We start from the raw sequence: 20,488 nt of genomic DNA on the forward strand, positions 1-20,488 counted from the left end.
GGCGGCCCGCTGTCAACAGGGACAGAAAGCGCCCGCAGGACGGGTCGGGCGTGCTCGGGCGTCGGCCGGGTGCGTCAGAATTGGCGTCGAGGACACCGAGGAACGGAGCCGGCGACGATGTCTGGGCTGATCGACACCACTGAGATGTACCTTCGCACCATCCTGGAGCTGGAGGAGGAGGGCATCACCCCGATGCGCGCCCGGATCGCCGAGCGCCTGGAGCAGAGCGGGCCGACCGTCAGCCAGACCGTGGGCCGGATGGAGCGCGACGGCCTGCTGCAGGTGGCCGGCGACCGGCACCTCGAACTCACCGAGGAGGGCCGCCGGCTGGCCGTCCGGGTGATGCGCAAGCACCGGATCGCCGAGTGCCTGCTGGTCGACGTGATCGGCCTGGAGTGGGAGCAGGTGCACGAGGAGGCCTGCCGCTGGGAGCACGTGATGAGCGAGACGGTGGAGCGCAAGGTGCTCGCCATGCTCGGCCACCCGACCCAGTCCCCGTACGGCATCCCGATCCCCGGCCTGGACGAGCTGGGCGACACCAAGGCCGTGGGCGAGGGCTACGACGCCGCCCTGGTGACACTCAACGCGGTGCGGCCCGGCGAGAGCGGCTCCACCGTGGTGGTGCGGCGGATCGGCGAGCCGATCCAGACCGACGAGGAGCTGATGCGCACGCTCAGCCGGGCCGGGATCCTGCCGGGCGCCACCGTCCGGGTGGCCGCGGCCGCCGGCGGGGTGCTGGTCGGCGAGGGCGAGGGCGCGGTGGAGCTGGGCAAGGACATCGCGGTGCACGTCTTCGTGGCGCGCGGCTGAGGCAGACCGGAAGCCGGAAGCAGAGAAGGGCACGGCCCGGCGCGTCCCCGCGCACCGGGCCGTACCCGTCCCCTCCCGTGCCCCGTGGTGACCGGCCGCCCCGAGCGCGGTCGGTGCCCACGGCCCCCTCGGGCTCCCCTCCTCCCCTCCACCTGCCGACACCCGGCTTCCCCGTCCGAGCGCCCCTCCGGCAAGTCCTTGCGAGGTGATTCCTCCCCTCGGCAGGTGGCCGCAATCCTTGAGCGTTGTCACTCGTACGAGGGGCTTTCCGCAGGCCCGGACGGGTAGACCGTCTCTTTCCCGGCACGTCCGAAGGGCCCCGCCTCCGGTGGGAGGCGGGGCCCTTCGGGGGCGCGCCGGTCGCGCGCCTGGCACGCCCTGACGCCGCCCCCCAATGGCCGGTCGGTCTGAGCCGGTCAGCGGCGGGCGGCCGTCGGGGGGTGGGCCGGCTGCGGGGGCTGCACCGGCCGGGGTGGGGCGGCGGCCCGGCCGCAGGCGTAGGCGAGCGGGCTGACCAGCTCGGCGGCGTCCGGCAGCCAGCGGTTGAGCGCGGACGGCGGCCGGGCCCACTGGGCGAACCCGTACCCGCCGACCCGGGAGGGCGGCGCGACGATCCAGTCGCCGTCGCCGCGGCCGACCAGGTCGAGCCGGCCGGGGGCCCAGCCGAGCTTGCGCAGCTGCTCGGGCAGCTTGGCCAGCGAGCCGGGCAGCACCAGGAAGAGCAGCCGGCGGCCGGTCTGGCCGGGCATCGCCGGGACGGCCACCACCGGGCCGAGTTGGAGCTCGAGCCGCTCCATCCTGGCCAGCGCCAGGCAGCCCGCCGTCTCCGGCACGTCCAGCGCGTCGAAGCTGCGGCCGGTCGGGAGCAGGATCGAGGCCCGGGGGTTCTCCGTCCACCACTTGCGCACCACGCCCGGGCCCGCGCTGGCCTTGCGCTGCCAGTCCGGCGCGGTGGGGTGTGCGCCGGGCAGGGTGCAGCGCGCGTCGCCGCAGGAGCAGCGCGGCGGTCCGTCGCCCTCGACCAGCCAACTGCCCTGGGCCACCTCCCAGTGGCGGTCCTCCGCGTAGCGGACGGCTTCGATGAGCAGGGGCGGCAGGGCCTGTTCGGGGGCTTCCGGGGTCTGTTCCACGCCGTGCTCAACTCCCGGGGGAGGGCGGGGTTACGGGGTGATCTTCGAACTCGTCCGTCGATCTCCGCCGATCCGGTTGACCGTCAGGGGGGCGGTGGGGGAACGTCGGTGGGTGCGCGGCGCACCGCCGGGGGCTTCGCGCGCGCGTGGCCCGGCCGGGTCGCAACCGGCGCAGGCGGGGGCGCACGGGGGCATTTGCCAGGGCGCGTGGGGAGTGGGTCGGTCACGGTGGGTATCCCGGGGGTGTCGCTGATCGCTAACCTGGTCGGAGCACAGCCCCAACCGGTCGGCAAGTCGGCAACCGAGCAGCAGTAATCGTCGCCCGCCGGTCGAGGGCCGGGGGCGTGGGGAGGCGAAGCCCATGGCCGCTAGACCACTCGTCGCACGACAGCCCAACGAGCGTCTGCAGCAGCTGATCCAGGAAGCGAGCTGCTCGAACGCGGGCCTCGCCCGCCGGGTGAATCTCTGCGGTGCCGAGCACGGACTCGACCTGCGCTACGACAAGACCTCGGTGGCCCGCTGGCTGCGCGGCCAGCAGCCGCGCGGGCAGGCGCCCGCCGTGATCGCCGAGGCGCTGGGCCGCAAGCTCGGCCGCGGCGTCACGGTGGACGAGATCGGGATGGCCGACGGCAAGAACCTCAGCTCCGGGGTCGGCCTCCAGTTCGCGGCCACCCTCAGCGGCGCGCTCGACCAGGTCTGCGAGCTCTGGCGCAGCGACGTGGGCCGCCGGGAGTTCCTGGCCGGCGCCACGGTGGCCGCCTCCGCGCTGGTGGAGCCCAGCCGGGACTGGCTGATCACCCCGCCCGACCCGGTGGTGGCCCGCACCGGCGGCCCCCGGGTCGGCCTGGCCGACGTGGCGGCGATCCGGGCCACCACCCAGATGCTGGTCGAGCTGGACCACCGGTTCGGCAGCGGGCACGTCCGCCCGGTGGTGGTGCACTACCTCAACAGCGTGGTCTCCGGGCTGCTCTCCGGCGCCTACCGGGAGGAGACCGGCCGTCAGCTGTTCGGTGCGGTGGCCCGGCTGACGGAGCTGGCGGGGTACATGGCCGTCGACACGGGTCAGCCCGGGCTGGCCCAGCGGTACTACATCCAGGCACTGCGGCTGGCCCAGGCGGCGGACGACCGGGGCTACGGGGGCTACGTGCTCGCCGCCTCGATGAGCCACCTGGCCGCCACCCTGGGCAATCCGCGCGAGATCGCCCAACTGGCCCGGGCCGCCCAGGAGGGCGCCCGCTCGGTGGCCACCCCGACCGCGATGGCGATGTTCTACGCCGCCGAGGCCCGGGGCCACGCGCTGCTCGGCGACGCCCGCTCCTGCGAGGCGGTGGCCGCCAAGGCGCTGGCCGCGATGGAGCAGCGCAACCCCGAGGACGACCCGGACTGGATCGTGCACTTCGACGAGGCCTACCTGGCCGACGAGTTGGCGCACTGCCACCGCGACCTCGACCAGGCCCCGCAGGCCGAGAAGTACGCCCGAACGGCGCTCGAACTGCACCCGCCCACCCGGGTGCGCCGGCGCGCCGTCGACCTGGTGCTGCTCGCCACCGCCCAGCTCCAGCAGCGCGACATCGAACTCGCCTGCGAGACGGGCGCGGAGGCAGTCCGGCTGCTCAGCGGCCTGCGCTCCAACCGGGGCGTCGAGTACCTGGACGAGTTCCGCCGCCGGCTGGAGCCGTACCGGGACTACCCGGTGGTCCGCGAGTTCCACGCCCGGGTGGAGGTGGAGGCCGCGTGACGGATGGTCGGGCTGCGTAGTCACCCGTAACGGTGAGCGGGTAGCGTGGGCGCGAAACTCGGCGGACCGGCCGGACCGGCGGCCGGTGCCGCACAGAGGTGAGGGATTCGCGTGAGCCGCCGCTCGTACTCCAACGACTTCAACATGGACGACCTCTTCCGGCCCGAGCCGGGCGAGGCACCGCAGGCGCCCCCGCAGCAGTCGGGGCCGCCCCCGGCCGACCAGCCGGGCCCGCCGGCGGCCGACCCGGCGCCCGACACCCAGTACTTCCCGCCGTACCCGACCGGCAGCCCGGCCCCCGGAGCGCCCGCCGCGCCCTCGTACGGGGGCCAGCAGTCCTTCGGCGGCCAGCAGGGCTTCCCCGAGCCGCCGCAGCCCTCCTACGGCGGCCAGCAGGGCTTCGGCGGGCAGCCCTCGTACGGCGGTCAGCAAGGCTTCGGCGGCCAGCAGCAGTACGGTGCGCCGGCCCAGCAGCCGGGCGTGCCCCCGCAGCAGCCCGGTTACGGCCCGCCGCAGCCCTCCTACGGCGGCCAGCCCTCGTACGGGGGGCAGCAGACCTTCGGCGGGCAGCAGCAGTACGGCGTGCCGCCGCAGCAGCCCCCGTACGGCCAGCAGCCCGGCTACCCGGCCCCGGAGGAGGGCGGGCGCAAGCCCAACTCGCGGCTGCTGATCGGCGGCGCGGTGGTCGGCGTGGTCGCGGTGGGCGTGGCGGTCGGCCTGGCGCTGAGCGGCGGGGGCGGCAAGAGCGACGCCGGCTCGGCCGGGAAGAAGCCCACCAAGGCCGCCTCGGCGCCGAGCAGCACCGGCTCCGGCGCCGCGGCGGACCCGGCGACGAAGGCGCAGGCCCAGGCGCTGGCCGACCTGCTGGACAAGGCGAGCTCCAGCCGGTCCTCGGTGATCGCGGCGGTGGATTCGGTCGGCAAGTGCGACAAGGTGCCGGATGCGCAGCAGGCGCTCACCGCCGCGGCGGCCCAGCGCGACGGCCTGGTGACCAAGCTCAACGACCTCTCGGTGGACAAGCTGCCGGGCGGCGCCGACCTGGTCGCCCAGCTCAAGGCCGGCTGGCAGGCCTCGGCGGCGGCCGACCGCGCCTACGCGGCCTGGGCCGCCGACTCGCTCACGGCCTGCGACCCCGCCAAGCAGGCCGCCAAGGACACCAAGAAGCAGGCCGACGCGGCGAGCGGCCAGGCCACCGACGCCAAGAAGCAGGCCGCCGCGCTCTGGAACGTGGTGGCCGACAAGACCGGCCTGGCCGAGAAGGAGGGCTCCGCGCTCTGAGCGCCGGGCGGTCGCGGACACCACAGTGGGCCCCGGGTGATCCCGGGGCCCACTGTGGTGTCCGCGTACCGGTCAGCCCTGCGGCTTGCCGCCGGTCAGCACCCAGCGGATGTCGGTGAAGGTGCGCTGCTGGTCGACCAGCCGGCCGCCCTGGACCTGCTGGAAGGTGACGGCGGTGTTGACCAGCCGGGGCGAGTCGGCGGAGGGCAGCATGCTGGTCATGCCCCAGCTGAGCGGCGGGGTGGCGCCGGCCGTCTCGATCGGCTCGCCGCTGTCCAGCACGGCCCGCAGCGACCTGGCGGTGAGCGGGTGCCCGGGGCCGATCCGGCCCGCGGCCTGGCGGAGCACCTCGTAGGCCACCCAGGTGGTCTCCACGCCGGGGTCGGCGGGGTCGACGGCCTGGCCCTTGGCGTAGTCCTGCAGGGTGCCGCGCAGGGCGTCCCAGACGTGCGAGGACTCGGTCGGGTACCAGCCGGTCACGTAGGCGCCGGCCAGCGGGCCGCCGTCGCCGCCGGTGGAGTCGACCACGGACTGCTGCACGCTGCCGATCACCGAGGCGAAGACGGTGTTCCTGGGCTTCAGCCGCCGGTAGGGGTCGAGTAGGTTGGCCGTCGGCTCGGCGCCCAGCGCGCTGGTGACGCAGTGGCCCGGCCGGTCGTCGCCGACGGCCTGCTGGACGACGGCGGTGTAGTCGTTGGACTTCTCCGGCGCCTTGACGTCGGTGAGCCCGACCCGGTCGGGGGCCAGCGCGGCGGCCAGGAAGCCGAACAGCGAGTCGCCGGCCCGGGTGTCCGGGCGCACCAGCGAGACGGACTTGCAGCCGGCCGCGACCAGCTGCCGCCCGTTCCCCGCGACCAGGGCGGGCAGGCCGCCGGCCACCGGGTAGGAGAGCGGGCTGCTGTACTCGGGCGAGGAGAGGCCGTACCCGCCCAGGTAGGGGATGCCGGCCGTCTCCAGCAGCGACATGAAGCTGGTGCCGTACTGGCTGGAGGAGCCGACCACGGCGATCACGTGCGCGTCCACCGCCTGCTGGGCGCAGGCGGTGGCGCCGTCGGCGGTGTTCTCCTCGTTGCAGGTGAGCACGTGCACCGGGTGACCGGCCAGGCCGCCCTTGGCGGCCAGCTCGCGGCCGACGGCCTGGGCGAGGTCGGTCATGCCCGGGCGGTCGGCGGAGCCGGTGCCGGACGGCGCCCAGGTCATCACCGAGACGTCCTGGGCGTCGGTGGCCTCGGCCGGCCCGCCGCAGGCGCTGAGCAGGGCGGGCAACAGGGCCGCCGCCGCGGCCAGGGCCAGGGGGGAGCGGCGGCTGCGCCCGCGTGTGGTCCCCCGCGCGTCACGTGCTGCGATCAGCCTCATGGCTGTGTACCCTCCCCAGGCGCCCGGTCTTCGGCGCTCTCCACCCTCTGCCCGATCGGGTAGCCCGAAGGGACATCAAGGCGAACCGGAGGCCAACGGAAGCGGAACTCCAGGGGATCTTGATGGGTGACGCGTGTAGAGAGCGGTGTGGAGGAGTGTGGTTCGGGGAACGTACGATCCATTTCCATGGCTGCCAGTACTGACTCCACCGACACCGCCGTCCCGGCAGATTCTTCGTATCGGTCTGCCCGAAACTCTTCTCGGACGGGGCAGCGCTCCAGCACGATGGGCGGCATGCCGATCAACGACCTGCCCTGGTGGCGCTGGCGCGCCCGCGTGCGCTCGGGGCTGCACATGCTCGCCGACCCGGCCTTCCAGCAGCGCGTCTGGCTCTCCGGCCAGGACGGGTACGGGGACGTCACCGACGCGGTCTACCGCCTGGTCGAGGACACCTGGCTGGACCGCTGGCCGGCCGAGAAGTACCTCGGCACCGTCTTCCGGGACACCACCGAGACCGCCCTGGTCTCCGCGGCGGTGCTCCGGGTGCTCCAGGTGCTGCACGAGACCGGCGCGGACGCCCCCGCCGCCACCTACCTCGGTCACCCCGGCTGGCCGGCCGCCGTCGCGGCCTGCCGGGAGGCGCACGTGCAGCTGGCCCGGGCGGACGGCGAGGACCCGGACGCCGAGCCGCGCTCGCTCGAGGTGCTGCGGATCCTGACCCGGATCGGCTGAGACCGCCGAGCCGTCCCGAAGGGCGGTCGCGGCAGCGGATCACCGCAGGTCTGTGACACTCTGGACGGCTCGCACCAGCCACCGAGCAAGGAACGGGACGAGCGCACCGTGGAAGAGCAGAGCACCGGCACCCAGTACGTCCTCACGCTGTCCTGCCCCGACAAGCAGGGGATCGTGCACGCGGTCTCCAGCTACCTGTTCATGACGGGGTGCAACATCGTGGACAGCCAGCAGTACGGGGACGCCGAGAGCGGCCTCTTCTTCATGCGGGTGCACTTCACGGCCGAGAAGCAGGTGGACGCCGAGCGGCTGCGGGCCAGCTTCGCGGCGATCGGTGCCTCCTTCCGGATGGAGTGGAGCATCCATCCGAGCGCCGAGCGGATGCGCGTGCTGCTGATGGTCAGCAAGTTCGGCCACTGCCTCAACGACCTGCTCTTCCGGGCCCGGATCGGCGCCCTGCCGGTGGAGATCGCCGGGGTGGTCTCCAACCACACCGACTTCCGCGAGCTCACCGAGTCGTACGGGCTGCCCTTCCACCACCTGCCGGTCACCCGGGAGAACAAGGCCGAGGCCGAGCGCCGGCTGCTCGACCTGGTGGCCGAGGAGCGGGTCGACCTGGTGGTGCTGGCCCGCTACATGCAGGTGCTCTCCGACGACCTGTGCAAGGCGCTCTCCGGACGGATCATCAACATCCACCACTCCTTCCTGCCGAGCTTCAAGGGCGCGAAGCCGTACCACCAGGCGCACGCCAGGGGCGTGAAGTTGATCGGTGCGACGGCTCACTACGTGACGGCCGACCTGGACGAGGGGCCGATCATCGAGCAGGAGGTGGCCCGGGTCGGCCACGAGGTGACGCCCGAACAGCTGGTCGCGCTCGGCCGGGACGTGGAGTGCCAGGCCCTGGCCCGCGCGGTCAAGTGGCACAGCGAGCACCGGGTGCTGCTGAACGGCAGCCGTACGGTCGTGTTCGCCTGAGCGGAGGTCCAGCCGCGCTGTTCGAGGGCCGCTGGACTGATGTAGGAAGGGTGGTTCGCTCGTGGCGGCGGCCGGTTGGGGCCTGCGTGGCGGTAGTTTCGTTACGCTCGTGCCGCGCGCCGCACCGACCCTGGACGGCCCGCGCGGCCGGGCGGCCGGACGACCGCTGGTGCGAAGCTCGTCAGGGTGAGCGGGACAGTATGCACCGCGTTGTCCCCCGATCGCTGGAATATGCCCGAAGCGCTTGCTGTGCCCGGTCTGCCGGATCATCCTGAGGCGTATTCGTGACGAAGCCATGGGCAGTCCGACCGGGCCTCGGGTGTGCGGCCTTACTGCGAGTGCGGGTGGTGGAGTGGTGCAGGTACTTCAGGTGCAGCTGGCGGTCCAGGCGGATCCGGCCGAGGTGGGCCGGGCCCGCCGCTGGGTGCGCACCCGCCTCCAGGGCCACGGGCTCGATCCGGAGGCCCCGATCGCCGAGACGCTGATCCTGGTGGTCTCGGAGCTGGTGACCAACGCCGTGGTGCACACCGGCTCGCCGGCCGTGCTCCGGCTCTCGGTGCCGGTCTGCGGGGCCTCCGCCACGGTCGGCTTCGACCTCGTCCGGGTGGAGGTGGCGGACGCCAGCCAGGACGCCCCCGCCCCCCGGCACGCGAACGGCGAGGCGACCAACGGCCGCGGGCTCGAACTGGTCGAGCTGCTGTGCGACCGCTGGGGCTGGTACCCGGAAGGGTCCGGCAAGCGGGTCTGGTGCGAGATCGGCGCTGGTCACGAGGGTGCCCCCGCCGAGCAGGAGCCGGCCGCCAGCGCGTACGCCGGTTGACCTCCGGCCCCGCCGGGCCCGGTGCGCGCGCCGGAAATGCGCGCCAACCATTCCGAATTTCCGACAACCCATTGACGTGACGTATCCGACTGATCACTCTTGGGTGCAGCTCCCCGTCGTGTGAGGGGACGTCGAGGCCGCACCCGACCGGCGCCAGCACTGGGGGATCACCGCTGCCTGCCCTCGGGCCGCCTCCTCGACGAGAGTACGGAGAGCTGGGCGTGCGGCTCGGGCCGGGAGGCACCGAGGGGGCCCGCGCGTGGGGGACGGACGGCGGCCCGCCGGGCAGGCGGGCCGCCGTCCGCAGATCCCCGCCGTGTCCTGAAGTTCACGAATCCTGGCAGCTCCGGGCCTCGTCGCCGGCCGCCCGGCTCGGCAGACTCGGGCCCGTGACCGATACCACCGAGACCGTGCCCGCCGCCTCCGACACCTCACCCGCACCCACCCGTCAACGCCTGCACTACGCCTGGGTGGTGGCCGCCGTCGCCCTGGTGGTGCTGCTCGGCTCGGCCGGCTTCCGCTCCACCCCCGGCCTGATGATGGACGCGCTGAACGCCGAGTTCGGCTGGTCGCACGCGACCGTGGCCGGCGCCGTCTCGGTCAACCTCACCCTCTACGGCCTGACCGCCCCCTTCGCCGCCGCCCTGATGGACCGCTTCGGCGTCCGGCTGGTGGTGGTCTGCGCGCTGCTCACCATCTCCACCGGCGCCGGACTCACCGTACTGATGACCCGGCCCTGGCAGTTGATGCTCTGTTGGGGCGTGCTGGTCGGCCTGGGCAGCGGCTCGATGGCGGGGGCCTTCGCCACCACGGTCAGCGGCCGCTGGTTCACCGCCCGGCAGGGCCTGGTCACCGGCGTGCTCACCGCCGCCGGCGCGGCGGGCAACCTGGTCTTCATGCCGGTGCTGGCCGCCCTGGTGCAGAACCACGGCTGGCGCACCGCCGTGGTGGTGGTCTCGCTCTGCGCCACCGCAGTGGCCGTCCCGGTGCTGCTGCTGATGCGCGAGCGCCCGGCCGACCTCGGGCTGCTCCCGTACGGCGCCACCACGGCTCCGCCCGAACCGGTGCTGACCGGCAGCGCGCTGGCCCGCAGCCTGCGGATCCTGCGCGGGGCCGCCCGCAGCCGGGCGTTCTGGCTGCTGGCCGGCTCCTTCGCGATCTGCGGCGCCACCACGGCCGGCCTGGTCGGCACCCACTTCGTGCCGGCCGCGCACGACCACGGCATGCCGGTCACCACCAGCGCGAGCCTGCTTGCCCTGATCGGCGTCTTCGACGTGATCGGCACCATCGCCAGCGGCTGGTTCACCGACCGCTTCGACTCCCGGAAGCTGCTGGTCACCTACTACGCGCTGCGCGGCCTCTCGCTACTCCTGCTGCCCCAGCTCTTCGCCGGCTCGCTGCGGCCCCCGATGCTCGCCTTCGTGATCTTCTACGGCCTGGACTGGGTGGCCACCGTGCCGCCGACCGTCGCGCTCTGCCGCAAGCACTTCGGCCCGGACGCCCCGGTGGTCTTCGGCTGGGTGCTGGCCGCGCACCAGATCGGCGCGGCGGTGGTGGCCGAGCTGGCCGGCCTGGTCCGCGACAAGCTGGGCGACTACGACGCCGCCTGGTACGCGGCGGGCGGCCTCTGCGCGGTGGCGGTGCTGCTCTGCCTGGCGCTGCGCGTCGGCCGGGCGGCCGGAGCCCCGGCCGCGGCCTGAGCGGTGGGCTCCGCCACGGGCTGTCGTACGGCTGTCGTAAGGGTCTACTAGGCTCTGTGCCTATGACATTGCTGCGCTTCGAGCTGGATCCGGACCTGACCCCCGCCCTGCGGGCCGAGATCGTCACGCTCTGGACGGAGGTGAGCAACGCGGGCGGGGCGGTGGGCTTCGTGCCGCCGGTCACCGAGGAGCGGGTGCGGCCGACGGCCGAGAAGCAGTTCGCCGGGCTCGGCGGGCCCGGCGGAGACCGGCTGCTGGTCGGGTACGCGGGGGAGCGGGTGGCGGCGGTGCTCTTCTTCGAGGACCAGCGCTTCGACCTGATGGACCACTGGCGGCTGCTCAAGCGGGTCATGGTGCACCCCGCCAGCCAGGGCCTGGGCTACGGCGCCCAGCTGCTGGCCGAGGCCGAGCGGGTGGCCCGCGGCTGGGGCCTGGCCGGCCTGCGGCTCACCCTGCGGGGCGGGCACGGGCTGGAGCGCTTCTACGCCCGGAGCGGGTACGTCGAGGTCGGCCGGGTGCCCGGGGCGATCCGGGTCGGGCCGGGCGACGACCGCGACGACGTCACCATGTGGCTGGAGCTACGGTGAGGAACCACGGGGGCGCGAGGCGCTGTTCGTCAACTGCGTGCGCGGCCGGCCGCCGGCGGCCCGATGCCCACCCCTTCGCGCGGTTCCCCGCGCCCCCTGACGTCCGCGGCCGAGCCGCTGTGTTTCACTGGATGGCCCGTGTTTCACCCCCGGAAGGACGCAAAGCCGTGAGCAGCAGCAAGTCGCACGCCACGCTCCGCTACACCTCGCTGCGGGCCAGCATCTTCCTCGGGTGCCTGCTGCTGGCGCTGCTGCTCGGCCACTTCGGGGTCATCCCGGTCAGCGGGGCCGCCGGTGTGATGTTCCTGGTGCTGATCGCGGCGCTGGTCTCGGCGCCGCTGAGCTACGTGCTGCTGAGCAGGCAGCGGGACGAGATGTCGGCGCAGCTGGTGGCCAAGGTGGAGGGCCGCAAGTCCAGGACGGCCGCCCGGATCGCCCAGCAGAACGCCGAGGAGGACGCGGCCGACGAGGCCGCCCGTGCCGCGGCCGCCGCGCAGGGCTGAGGTGACCCACCCCGCCGAGCCGGCGGCCCGGCGCCCCACCGGGCGTGACGTGGCCCGGCTGGCCGGCGTCTCCCAGGCGACGGTCTCGCTGGTGTTCTCCGGCTCCGAGGCCGGCCACCGGGTCTCCGAGGCCACCCGGGAGCGGGTCCGCGAGGCGGCCCGGGAGCTCGGCTACCGCCCGCAGGCCGCCGGGCGGCAGCTGCGGCTGGGCCGCAGCGGGATGATCCTGCTGGCGGTGCCGAACATCCTGGGGCCGTTCTTCGGCCGGGTGCTGGTCGGGGTGCACGAGGAGGCCGGCAAGCACGGGATGGCCGTGGTGGTCAGCTCGGGCTGGGGCAGCGCGACGCTGGCCGAGGCCGCCGACACCAGCCGGTTCGACGGTCTGCTGATCTGCTCGCCGGACGACAGCCAGCTCGGCGAGCTGCCCCCGGCCACCCCCGCCGTCTTCCTGGACGCCGACCCGGTCACCGACCCGGCCCGCCCGACGGTGGAGCTGGACGTGGCGGGCGGCATGCGGGCCGCCGTCGAGCACCTCGCGGGCCTCGGCCACCGCCGGATCGGCCACCTGCGCTCCACCCACTCCGCGTACACCTTCCGCGTCCGCCAGGCCGCCTTCGAGGCGGCGGCCCGCGACCGCGAGCTGGCCGTGGTGGAGGCCGGGGTGACCCTCAACGAGGGCCAGGAGGCGGCCCGGACGGCCGCCTACCGGATGCTGGCCGCGCCCGACCGCCCCCGGGCGGTGCTCTGCGACGACGACGTGGTGGCCTCCGGGGTATACCAGGCCGCCGCCGAGCTGGGGCTGCGGATCCCGGCCGACCTCTCGGTGGTCGGCATCGACAACGTGCCGGTGGCCGGGCTGCTGGCCCCGCCGCTGACCACGGTGGACCTGCCCGGCGAGGAGCTGGGCCGGGCCGGGGTGGCGGCGCTGGCCGCCCTGCTGCGCGGCGAACCGGCCCCGGCGGTGCCGCCGCTGGCCACCGCGCTGGTGCTGCGGGCCTCGACCCGGCCGGTGTTCTGACGCCCGCTCCGCTGACGGACAGTTGAGCGGATCTGCCGCTGGTCCTATCGGATGAAAGGTTCGGAGGCGCGGACCGTCGCTGCCCTCCTGGACGAGATGTACGGGCTCAGATGGGAGCATGCGGAGAACCATCCCTCGGGGCCTATCCCGAACATCGCGACTGGCAGCCGCCTTCGGTCTGCTCTGCGGCACGATGCTGAGCAGCACCATGGGCGCGACCCCCGCGCATGCGGCGATCACCTTCACCAAGACGGCGGACAAGACGAACCCGGCCCCGGGGGAGAACGTCACCTACACGCTCTCGTACACCTGCTCGGTGGACGAGTGCGTCAACGGCGCCATCACCGACCAGCTCCCGCCGGAGATGGAGTGGGTCGGCTGGACGCCGGACGCCTCCACAGTGGACGTGGGCGGCTCCAAGGTGCCGTCGTCCGGGACGATGGGCGGCACGGCGGACATCAAGCTGGTCAGCCCACTGCCCCCCGGCACCACGGCCACGGTGAAGGTGGTGCTCAAGTATCCGAACTTCACCACCGCCAACGGCACCAAGGCCGTCAACACGGCGGACTTCACGGCCGACAACGAGACCAAGCAGACCGGCACCGTCACCACCACGGCCGTGGTCCAGCCCAAGTACGACGTCACCAAGGGCGTCCAGGCCAGCAGCCAGGACGGCCGGACGGTGACCTACCAGTTCGGTGCCTGCTCCAAGGACCAGACGCCCAACGTCGACCTGGACACCAGCCGGCTGGTCGACCAGCTGCCGCCCGGTGCGGTGGTGGACGTCAGCCGCTCGCCGGGTTGGACGGAGAAGCCCCCGGGCAGCAACAACTGGGAGTTCGACATCGGCGAGTTCCGCGCCGGGAACCACCAGGCGGGCTGCCGCTACCCCGGGGCGCTCGTGGTGAACTACCCCGAGTCGGCCTTCCCGAACGGCACCACCTCGAAGAACACCGTCGTCCTCAAGGGCGACCCGCTGGGGCCCGACCCGGAGCAGGATCTCTCCACGGCCGAGGCCACCACGCCGACCTTCCAGCCGCCGACCACCGGTGTGGTGGTGGGCGCCGCGAAGACCTGGGGTGCGAAGTCCGTCTCGGGTGACGTCAACGGGATGAGCCTCTTCCCGACCAACAACGCCGGGCCGGTCACCAGCCTGGTGATGACCGAGCCGGGCTCCGGCACCGCCCCCGCCAACATCTTCAACTGGCTGGTGCCGCAGAGCATCCAACTCAACCAGTGGGCACCCAGCAGCATCCGCCTGACGCTGGAGTACCGGATCAACGGTGATCCGACCTGGCAGACCTTCAACTCCGCTTCGCCCTTGGACGGCACCACCACTCGCCGGATCACCTTCGCCACCGCGCCCAGTGGCGCCGATACGATCGTCATCCCGGCCGGCCACCGGCTCGACGGCCTGCGGTTCAGCTGGAACGGTCCGATCCCCAGCGGCTGGAGCCCGGGCAACTCGGTGCAGTTCCTCACCCAGGTGCTCTACACCGGCCACGACGGCACCCCCGCGCCCGACCCGCTGCACAACTGCATCGACGTGGTCGGCACCGACGCCGCGGGTGTCCAGGGCAAGGCCAACGCCTGCGCCGACACCACCGTGACGGACGGCACCAACCTCGGCGCCGCCAAGGTCACCACGGAGGGCGCCGTGGTCTCCCCCGGCGGCCACGTGACCTTCCAGGTCACCCCGTACAACCGCACCGGCAAGGTGCTCGACAAGCCGCTGGAGCTGTACGACCTGCTGCCGCCCGGCGTCGTCTTCGTCGACGGCAGCGTCCGGCCCGACCCGGCCTGGTCCGGGAGCAAGGCGCCAGACACGGTGAGCGTGCTGCCCGGCAAGGACGGCCGCCAGCTGGTCAAGATGGTCTGGAACCCGCCGATCCAGGACCAGACCTACCTGAACGACGCCGGCAGGTACAAGGTGCTGTTCGACGCCGTGGTGGCGGGCAGCGCCAAGCCCGGGATGCTGACCAACGACATCTTCGTCACGGTCCAGAACCCCTCCCCGCCGGTGACCTGCTTCTTCTTCGGCACCGACACCTCCGTGCCGGACGGCGACGACCTCAACGGCAACGGCAACACCACCGAGAAGCTCTGCAAGGCCAGCTCGAACGTGCAGATCGACGTGCCCGCCGTGCTCAGGGCCTACAAGGAGGTCAAGGGCGACAAGGACGCCGACTACGGCTCCACCGGAACCACCTCGCCGGGCGGCGACATCTCCTACCGGATGACCGTCCGCAACGACTCGCCCGAGGCGGTCACCGACTTCGTCGCCTACGACCGTCTGCCCACCCCGGGCGACGGCTACGTGCTCAACCCGAACACCGGGCGCGGCTCCACCTGGACGCCCTCGCTCACCGTGCCGCTGACCAGCAGTGACCCGACCGTGGTGATCGAGTACACCACCGACCCGAACCCGTGCCGCCCGGCCGAGCTCCCCACCACGCCGCCGAACGCCCCGTGCAACGCCGGCGCCACCTGGAGCACCACCTTCCCCGGCCCCGGCACCGCCACCTGGTTCCGGATCCGCCGCCCCGGCGCGCTGGCCTCCGGCGCCAGCTTCACCCTGACCTGGTCGATGGTCGCCTCGGTGGACGCCCCCGACGCCGGCTTCGCATGGAACAGCTTCGCCTACACCGCCACCGACAACACCGGCAAGCCGCTCCTCCCGGCCGAGCCGGCCAAGGTCGGCATCGGTGTGCAGTGGCCCCCCACCCCGCCCAACTCCCTGGGCGACTTCGTCTGGGAGGACAGCAACAAGAACGGCCTCCAGGACCCCGGTGAGCCCGGCGTGGCGGGCATCAAGGTGACTCTCCTCGACGGCCAGGGCCGTGTGGTCCGCGACAAGACCGGCAAGCCGGTCACCGCCGTGACGGATGCGACTGGGAAGTACCTGTTCGACAAGCTGCCGAACGGCACGTACGGCGTGAAGTTCGATCTGTCGACGGTTCCGGCTGGTTGGTCGGTGACGGCTCGGGCCGCTGGTGACGCGGCGAAGGATTCGGATGCGGATCCGGCGACGGGTGTGACCCAGACGGTCCAGCTGACCGGTGGCATGAACTACCTCGACCTGGACATGGGCTTGGTCAAGCCCGACCAGCCCAATTCCTTGGGTGATTTCGTCTGGGAGGACACCAACCGGAATGGTCTTCAGGATGCCGGTGAGCCCGGTGTCGCCGGTGTGAAGGTGTTCCTGCTGGACGGGGCCGGCAAGAACGTGCTGGATGGGAGTGGTCAGCCGGTCACTGCGGTGACGGACGCGAGCGGCAAGTACCTGTTCGACAAGCTGCCGAACGGCACGTACGGCGTGAAGTTCGATCTGACGACCGTTCCGGCTGGTTGGTCTGTGACGGCTCGGGCCGCTGGGGACGCGGCGAGGGATTCGGATGCGGATCCGGCGACGGGTGTGACGCAGACGGTTCAGCTGACGGGTGGTACCAACTACCTGGATCTGGACATGGGCCTGGTGAAGCCGCTGAACTCCCTGGGTGATTTCGTGTGGGAGGACGTCAACAGGAATGGTCTTCAGGATGCCGGTGAGCCGGGTGTCGCCGGTGTGAAGGTGCTCCTGTTGGACGGGTCGGGCAAGAACGTCCTGGACGGCAGTGGTCAGCCGGTCGCTGCGGTGACGGATGCGACTGGGAAGTACCTGTTCGCGAACCTGCCGAACGGCACGTACGGCGTGAAGTTCGATCTGACGACCGTTCCGGCTGGTTGGTCGGTGACGGCTCGGGCTGCCGGTGACGCGGCGAAGGATTCGGATGCGGATCCGGCGACGGGTGTGACGCAGACGGTTCAGTTGACGGGTGGCACCAACTACCTGGATCTGGACATGGGTCTGGTGAAGCCGCTGCCGAACTCGTTGGGTGACTTCGTCTGGGAGGACGTCAACAGGAATGGTCTGCAGGATCCGGGTGAGCCGGGTGTCGCCGGTGTGAAGGTGCTCCTGTTGGACGGGTCGGGCAAGAACGTCCTGGACGGCAGTGGTCAGCCGGTCGCTGCGGTGACGGATGCGACTGGGAAGTACCTGTTCGCGAACCTGCCGAACGGCACGTACGGCGTGAAGTTCGATCTGACGACCGTTCCGGCTGGTTGGTCGGTGACGGCTCGGGCTGCCGGTGACGCGGCGAAGGATTCGGATGCCGACCAGACGACGGGTGTCACGCAGACGGTTCAGTTGACGGGTGGCACCAACTACCTGGATCTGGACATGGGTCTGTTGAAGCCGCTGCCGAACTCGTTGGGTGACTTCGTCTGGGAGGACGTCAACAAGAATGGCCTTCAGGACGCTGGTGAGCCTGGTGTCGCCGGTGTGAAGGTGTTCCTGTTGGACGGGTCCGGCAAGAACGTCCTGGATGGGAGTGGTCAGCCGGTCAGTGCGGTGACGGACGCGAGCGGCAAGTACCTGTTCGACAAGCTGCCGAACGGCACGTACGGCGTGAAGTTCGATCTGACGACGGTTCCGGCTGGTTGGTCGGTGACGGCTCGGGCTGCCGGTGACGCGGCGAAGGATTCGGACGCGGACCAGACGACGGGTGTCACGCAGACGGTCCGGTTGACGGGTGGCATGAACTACCTCGACCTGGACATGGGTCTGGTCAAGCCGGTGCCGCCGACTCCGACGCCGACACCCACTCCCACTCCCGCGCCGACACCCACTCCCACGCCTACTCCGGTCCCCACCCCCACCCCGACGCCTCCGGTGAGCCCCACAGCCAGCCCGACGCCGCTGCCGCACACCGGGAGTGACGTGCCGTTCGGCCCGCTGGGTGCACTGGCCGGCGTGCTGGTGGTCTTCGGCGCGGTGCTGATGCACCGTCGGAAGGGGGGCCACAGCTGATACCCGGTGGTCCGGGGCGCGAGGCGCCGTTCGGGGCTGAGGTCAGGCGACTGACTCCAGCTCGCGGGCGGCGCCTCGCGCCGTGTCCGTCTCGGGACCACCGGTCTCCTCGGCCGGCTGGAACCAGCGGCGGGCGCCGAACAGCAGCAGTGCGCCCAGCGTGATGCCGCCGGTGGCGCAGAGCGCGACACCGGTGAGCGAGTGCGCGACCAGCGAGCCGGAGACGGCGTAGCCCGCCGCGTTGCCGGTGGCGAACAGTGTGACCAGCCAGGCGAACGCCTCGGTGACGGTGCCGCGCGGGGCCAGCTCGGCCACCAGCACGAAGGCCGCCGCGAGCAGCGGCGCCAGGCCGATCCCGGAGAGCAGCGCCAGCCCGGCCATCGCCCAGGGGCCGGGCAGCAGGAGCAGCGGCAGGTAGCTCGCGGCCATCGCCAGGGCCAGCGCCCAGGTGCGGGTGGCCGTGGTCGAGCGCCACTTCACCGCGCCGTAGACCAGCGCCCCGACCAGGCCGCCGAGCGCGGCCAGCGCGAGCAGCGTGCCCGCGCCGCCGGGCAGCGCCCCGGCGTGCTGCCCGGCGTGCTGTTCCGCGTACGCGATGAAGAGCACGTTCTGCGCACCCACCGTCCAGCCGGCCCCGGCCAGACCGAGCAGCAGCAGCACCAGCCCCGGCGAGCGGAGCGGCCCGAGCAGCCCGGCCGACTCGCCGCGCGCGGGGGCCCGCCAGGCCCGGGCCGGAGCGGTGGTGGCCACCACCAGGGCCCCGGCCAGGCCGAGCCCGGCCGCCGTCCACAGGGCGGTGGACGGCCCGAAGACCGCCGAGATGCCGGCCACCGCGAGCGGGCCGGCCACGTAGAGGATCTGCTGTGAGGCGGAGTCGAAGGCGTACGCGGTGTCCAGCTGTTCCTCCTCGACGACGCTCGGCCAGAGCGAGCGCAGGCAGGGCTCCAGCGGCGGCATCGCCAGCCCGGCGATCGCGGCCCCGAGCGGGGCGGCCACCCCGTTGCCCGGCGCGAGCGCCAGCAGCGCGTACCCGCCGCCCGCGACCACGGCCGAGCCGAGCAGCACCTTCGGCTGCCCCGTCCGGTCCACCAGCCGCCCGAGCACCGGCCCGCCGACGGCCGCCGCGATCGCGTAGGCGGCGGTGGCCAGGCCGATCCTGCTGTAGGGCGTGCCCGCCTCGCGCAGGGCCAGGGCGATGACGAGGGCCGTCATGCCGGCGGGGAGGCGGCCGAGGAGGGTCCCGGTGAGCAGCCGGGTGACGTGTGGAGCGCGGAGCAGTGCGAGGTAGCCCATGGTGAAGTAAGTTATACGTATAACTGGATTGGGTCAAACCCGGTGCCCGGGCCGGGAGGGCCGGGTGTGGAACTTCCGGGTGGTCGATTGCGTCCGTTTTGGGTGGAAAAGCAAACCGACCAGGACGGGATCCGATGAACACCCCGAACCGTGGGTACGGCATGACCCGCTCGATCCGTCGGGCCTCGCTGTTCTGTCTGCTGCTGGTGCTCGCGCTGATGGTGCGGGTCACCTGGATTGCGGTGGCCAAGGCCGACTCGTACGACAAGAACCCCGCCAACGCGCGGAACACCATCGACCGGTACGCCGACCCGCTGGGCAACATCCTGGTCGGCGGCCAGCCCGTCACCGGCTCCAAGGCCGGCGGCGGCTCGCTCGCCTACCAGCGGACCTATGCCGACGGCCCGCTCTACGCCCCGGTCACCGGATACAGCTCGCAGGCGTACGGCTCGACCCAGCTGGAGAACCTCTACGGGCCGCTGCTCGACGGCTCCGACCCCCGCCTGGCCTCGCCCTTCGCCGCCCTCACCCGGGACAGGCCGGCCGGTGGCGACGTGGTGACCAGCATCGACCCGGCCGTGCAGCAGGCCGCCTGGAACGCGCTCGGCGGCAAGCAGGGCGCCGCCGTGGCGATCGACCCGGACACCGGGCGGATCCTCGCCCTGGTCTCCACCCCCTCCTGGGACCCGAACCGGATCACCGGCCGCTCGGCCGCCGACGCCGCCGCCTGGAAGCAGCTGAGCGCCGACAACGGCTCGGCGATGCTCAACAGCGCGCTGCGCTCCACCTACGCGCCCGGCTCCACCTTCAAGCTGGTCACGCTGGCCGCCGCGCTGGAGAACGGCCTCTACTCCGACGTGGACCAGCCCACCGACAGCCCGGACCCGTACACCCTGCCCGGCACCAGGACCGTGCTCACCAACGAGAACCCCTCGGCCCCCTGTACCAACGCCTCGCTCCGCACGGCGCTGGAGTACTCCTGCAACAACGTCTTCGCCAAGGTCGCCGCCGACCTGGGCGAGACGAAGATGGCGGCCCAGGCCGCGAAGTTCGGCTTCGGGCTGGGGCAGCTGGACGTGCCGGTGCGGGCCGCCGAGAGCGTCTATCCCAGCGGGATGGAGAAGTCGCAGGTGGCGCTCACCGGCATCGGCCAGTTCTCGGTGACGGCCACCCCGCTCCAGATGGCGATGGTCTCGGCGGCTGTGGCCAACGGCGGCGTGCTGATGAAGCCCTCGATGGTGGAGAAGCTCACCGACCACTCCGGGCGCACGGTGCAGGAGTTCGGGCCGGCCCGGCTCGACCAGGTGATGAGCAAGCGGACGGCCGACCAGATCCACTCCGCGATGGTCTCGGTGGTCACCGCCGGCACCGGACGCGCGGCGGCGGTGAAGGGCCTGACCGTCGGCGGCAAGACCGGCACCGCGCAGAACGGCATCGACAACAGCGGCATCCCGTACGCCTGGTTCACCTCCTTCGCGGAGGACGGCTCGGGCAAGCGGATCGCCACCGCCGTGGTGGTGCTCGACGGCTCCGCCGACCGCGACGCCGTGACCGGCGGCGGGCTGGCCGGCCCGGTCTCCAAGGCGATGGCGCAGGCGTACCTCAAGCGCTGACCGGGTGGTTCGTGGGCCCGCCCGGTGGCGTCCTCGCCGCTCATCTCAAACAAGTACTTTGAACTTCTCAAAGGTTTGTTGCTAGT

At 72.6% G+C, this 20,488-nt stretch carries 15 protein-coding genes; 12 read left to right on the forward strand and 3 right to left on the reverse strand.

All coding sequences use genetic code 11. The annotated features are described in order from the left end of the window. Positions 1–117 precede the first annotated feature (117 nt). On the forward strand, positions 118–810 hold the full coding sequence (locus CFP65_RS22425) for a metal-dependent transcriptional regulator (RefSeq protein ID WP_104817870.1): 693 nt from the start codon (positions 118–120) through the stop codon (positions 808–810). A 416-nt stretch (positions 811–1,226) separates the two neighbouring features. Here the strand turns inward: CFP65_RS22425 and CFP65_RS22430 are convergent, their stop codons facing one another. After that, positions 1,227–1,940, reverse strand: a complete 714-nt coding sequence (locus CFP65_RS22430) for a bifunctional DNA primase/polymerase (protein WP_104817871.1) — start codon at positions 1,938–1,940, stop codon at positions 1,227–1,229. 361 nt (positions 1,941–2,301) lie between these two features. Between CFP65_RS22430 and CFP65_RS22435 the strand changes: the two genes are divergently transcribed. Both CFP65_RS22435 and CFP65_RS22440 read left to right on the forward strand, forming a co-directional pair. Next, positions 2,302–3,678 (forward strand): transcriptional regulator, encoded by a 1,377-nt coding sequence (locus tag CFP65_RS22435; protein ID WP_104817872.1) that lies wholly within the window; start codon positions 2,302–2,304, stop codon positions 3,676–3,678. 111 nt (positions 3,679–3,789) lie between these two features. After that, positions 3,790–4,956, forward strand: a complete 1,167-nt coding sequence (locus CFP65_RS22440; RefSeq protein ID WP_104817873.1) for a hypothetical protein — start codon at positions 3,790–3,792, stop codon at positions 4,954–4,956. A gap of 72 nt (positions 4,957–5,028) precedes the next feature. Here CFP65_RS22440 and CFP65_RS22445 read toward each other — a convergent pair whose 3' ends face one another. Beyond that, on the reverse strand, positions 5,029–6,312 hold the full coding sequence (locus CFP65_RS22445) for an ABC transporter substrate-binding protein (RefSeq protein ID WP_104817874.1): 1,284 nt from the start codon (positions 6,310–6,312) through the stop codon (positions 5,029–5,031). A gap of 294 nt (positions 6,313–6,606) precedes the next feature. Between CFP65_RS22445 and CFP65_RS22450 the strand changes: the two genes are divergently transcribed. From CFP65_RS22450 to CFP65_RS22485, 8 genes are all read left to right on the forward strand, one after another. Continuing rightward, positions 6,607–7,044 carry a hypothetical protein gene (locus CFP65_RS22450; RefSeq protein ID WP_254552518.1) on the forward strand — a complete coding sequence of 146 codons (438 nt, stop codon included), beginning with the start codon at positions 6,607–6,609 and terminating at the stop codon, positions 7,042–7,044. Between the two features lie 108 nt (positions 7,045–7,152). After that, entirely contained in the window at positions 7,153–8,019 is an 867-nt protein-coding gene (purU, locus tag CFP65_RS22455) for a formyltetrahydrofolate deformylase (RefSeq protein ID WP_104817876.1), read from the forward strand. Positions 8,020–8,374: 355 nt separating this feature from the next. Continuing rightward, complete coding sequence (locus CFP65_RS22460) at positions 8,375–8,839, forward strand: ATP-binding protein (RefSeq protein WP_104817877.1); 465 nt, start codon at positions 8,375–8,377, stop codon at positions 8,837–8,839. A gap of 389 nt (positions 8,840–9,228) precedes the next feature. After that, positions 9,229–10,539, forward strand: a complete 1,311-nt coding sequence (locus CFP65_RS22465) for an MFS transporter (RefSeq protein WP_104817878.1) — start codon at positions 9,229–9,231, stop codon at positions 10,537–10,539. Positions 10,540–10,601: 62 nt separating this feature from the next. Continuing rightward, positions 10,602–11,126, forward strand: coding sequence for a GNAT family N-acetyltransferase (locus tag CFP65_RS22470; protein ID WP_104817879.1), 525 nt, complete (start codon positions 10,602–10,604; stop codon positions 11,124–11,126). A 167-nt stretch (positions 11,127–11,293) separates the two neighbouring features. Next, positions 11,294–11,629, forward strand: a complete 336-nt coding sequence (locus CFP65_RS22475) for a DUF4229 domain-containing protein (protein WP_104817880.1) — start codon at positions 11,294–11,296, stop codon at positions 11,627–11,629. Between the two features lies 1 nt (position 11,630). Beyond that, the gene (locus CFP65_RS22480; RefSeq protein WP_158702315.1) at positions 11,631–12,647 is read left to right on the forward strand and encodes a LacI family DNA-binding transcriptional regulator; all 1,017 of its coding nucleotides are present in this window, start codon (positions 11,631–11,633) and stop codon (positions 12,645–12,647) included. Positions 12,648–12,840: 193 nt separating this feature from the next. Beyond that, the gene (locus tag CFP65_RS22485) at positions 12,841–17,496 is read left to right on the forward strand and encodes an SdrD B-like domain-containing protein (RefSeq protein ID WP_158702316.1); all 4,656 of its coding nucleotides are present in this window, start codon (positions 12,841–12,843) and stop codon (positions 17,494–17,496) included. Positions 17,497–17,538: 42 nt separating this feature from the next. On the opposite strand, the gene CFP65_RS22490 is transcribed toward CFP65_RS22485, so the two are convergent. Beyond that, entirely contained in the window at positions 17,539–18,789 is a 1,251-nt protein-coding gene (locus tag CFP65_RS22490; protein ID WP_104817883.1) for an MFS transporter, read from the reverse strand. Positions 18,790–18,950: 161 nt separating this feature from the next. Between CFP65_RS22490 and CFP65_RS22495 the strand changes: the two genes are divergently transcribed. Next, on the forward strand, positions 18,951–20,402 hold the full coding sequence (locus CFP65_RS22495) for a penicillin-binding protein 2 (RefSeq protein WP_104821046.1): 1,452 nt from the start codon (positions 18,951–18,953) through the stop codon (positions 20,400–20,402). Positions 20,403–20,488 lie beyond the last annotated feature (86 nt).

The organism is Kitasatospora sp. MMS16-BH015, from assembly GCF_002943525.1.
Lineage (GTDB): Bacteria > Actinomycetota > Actinomycetes > Streptomycetales > Streptomycetaceae > Kitasatospora.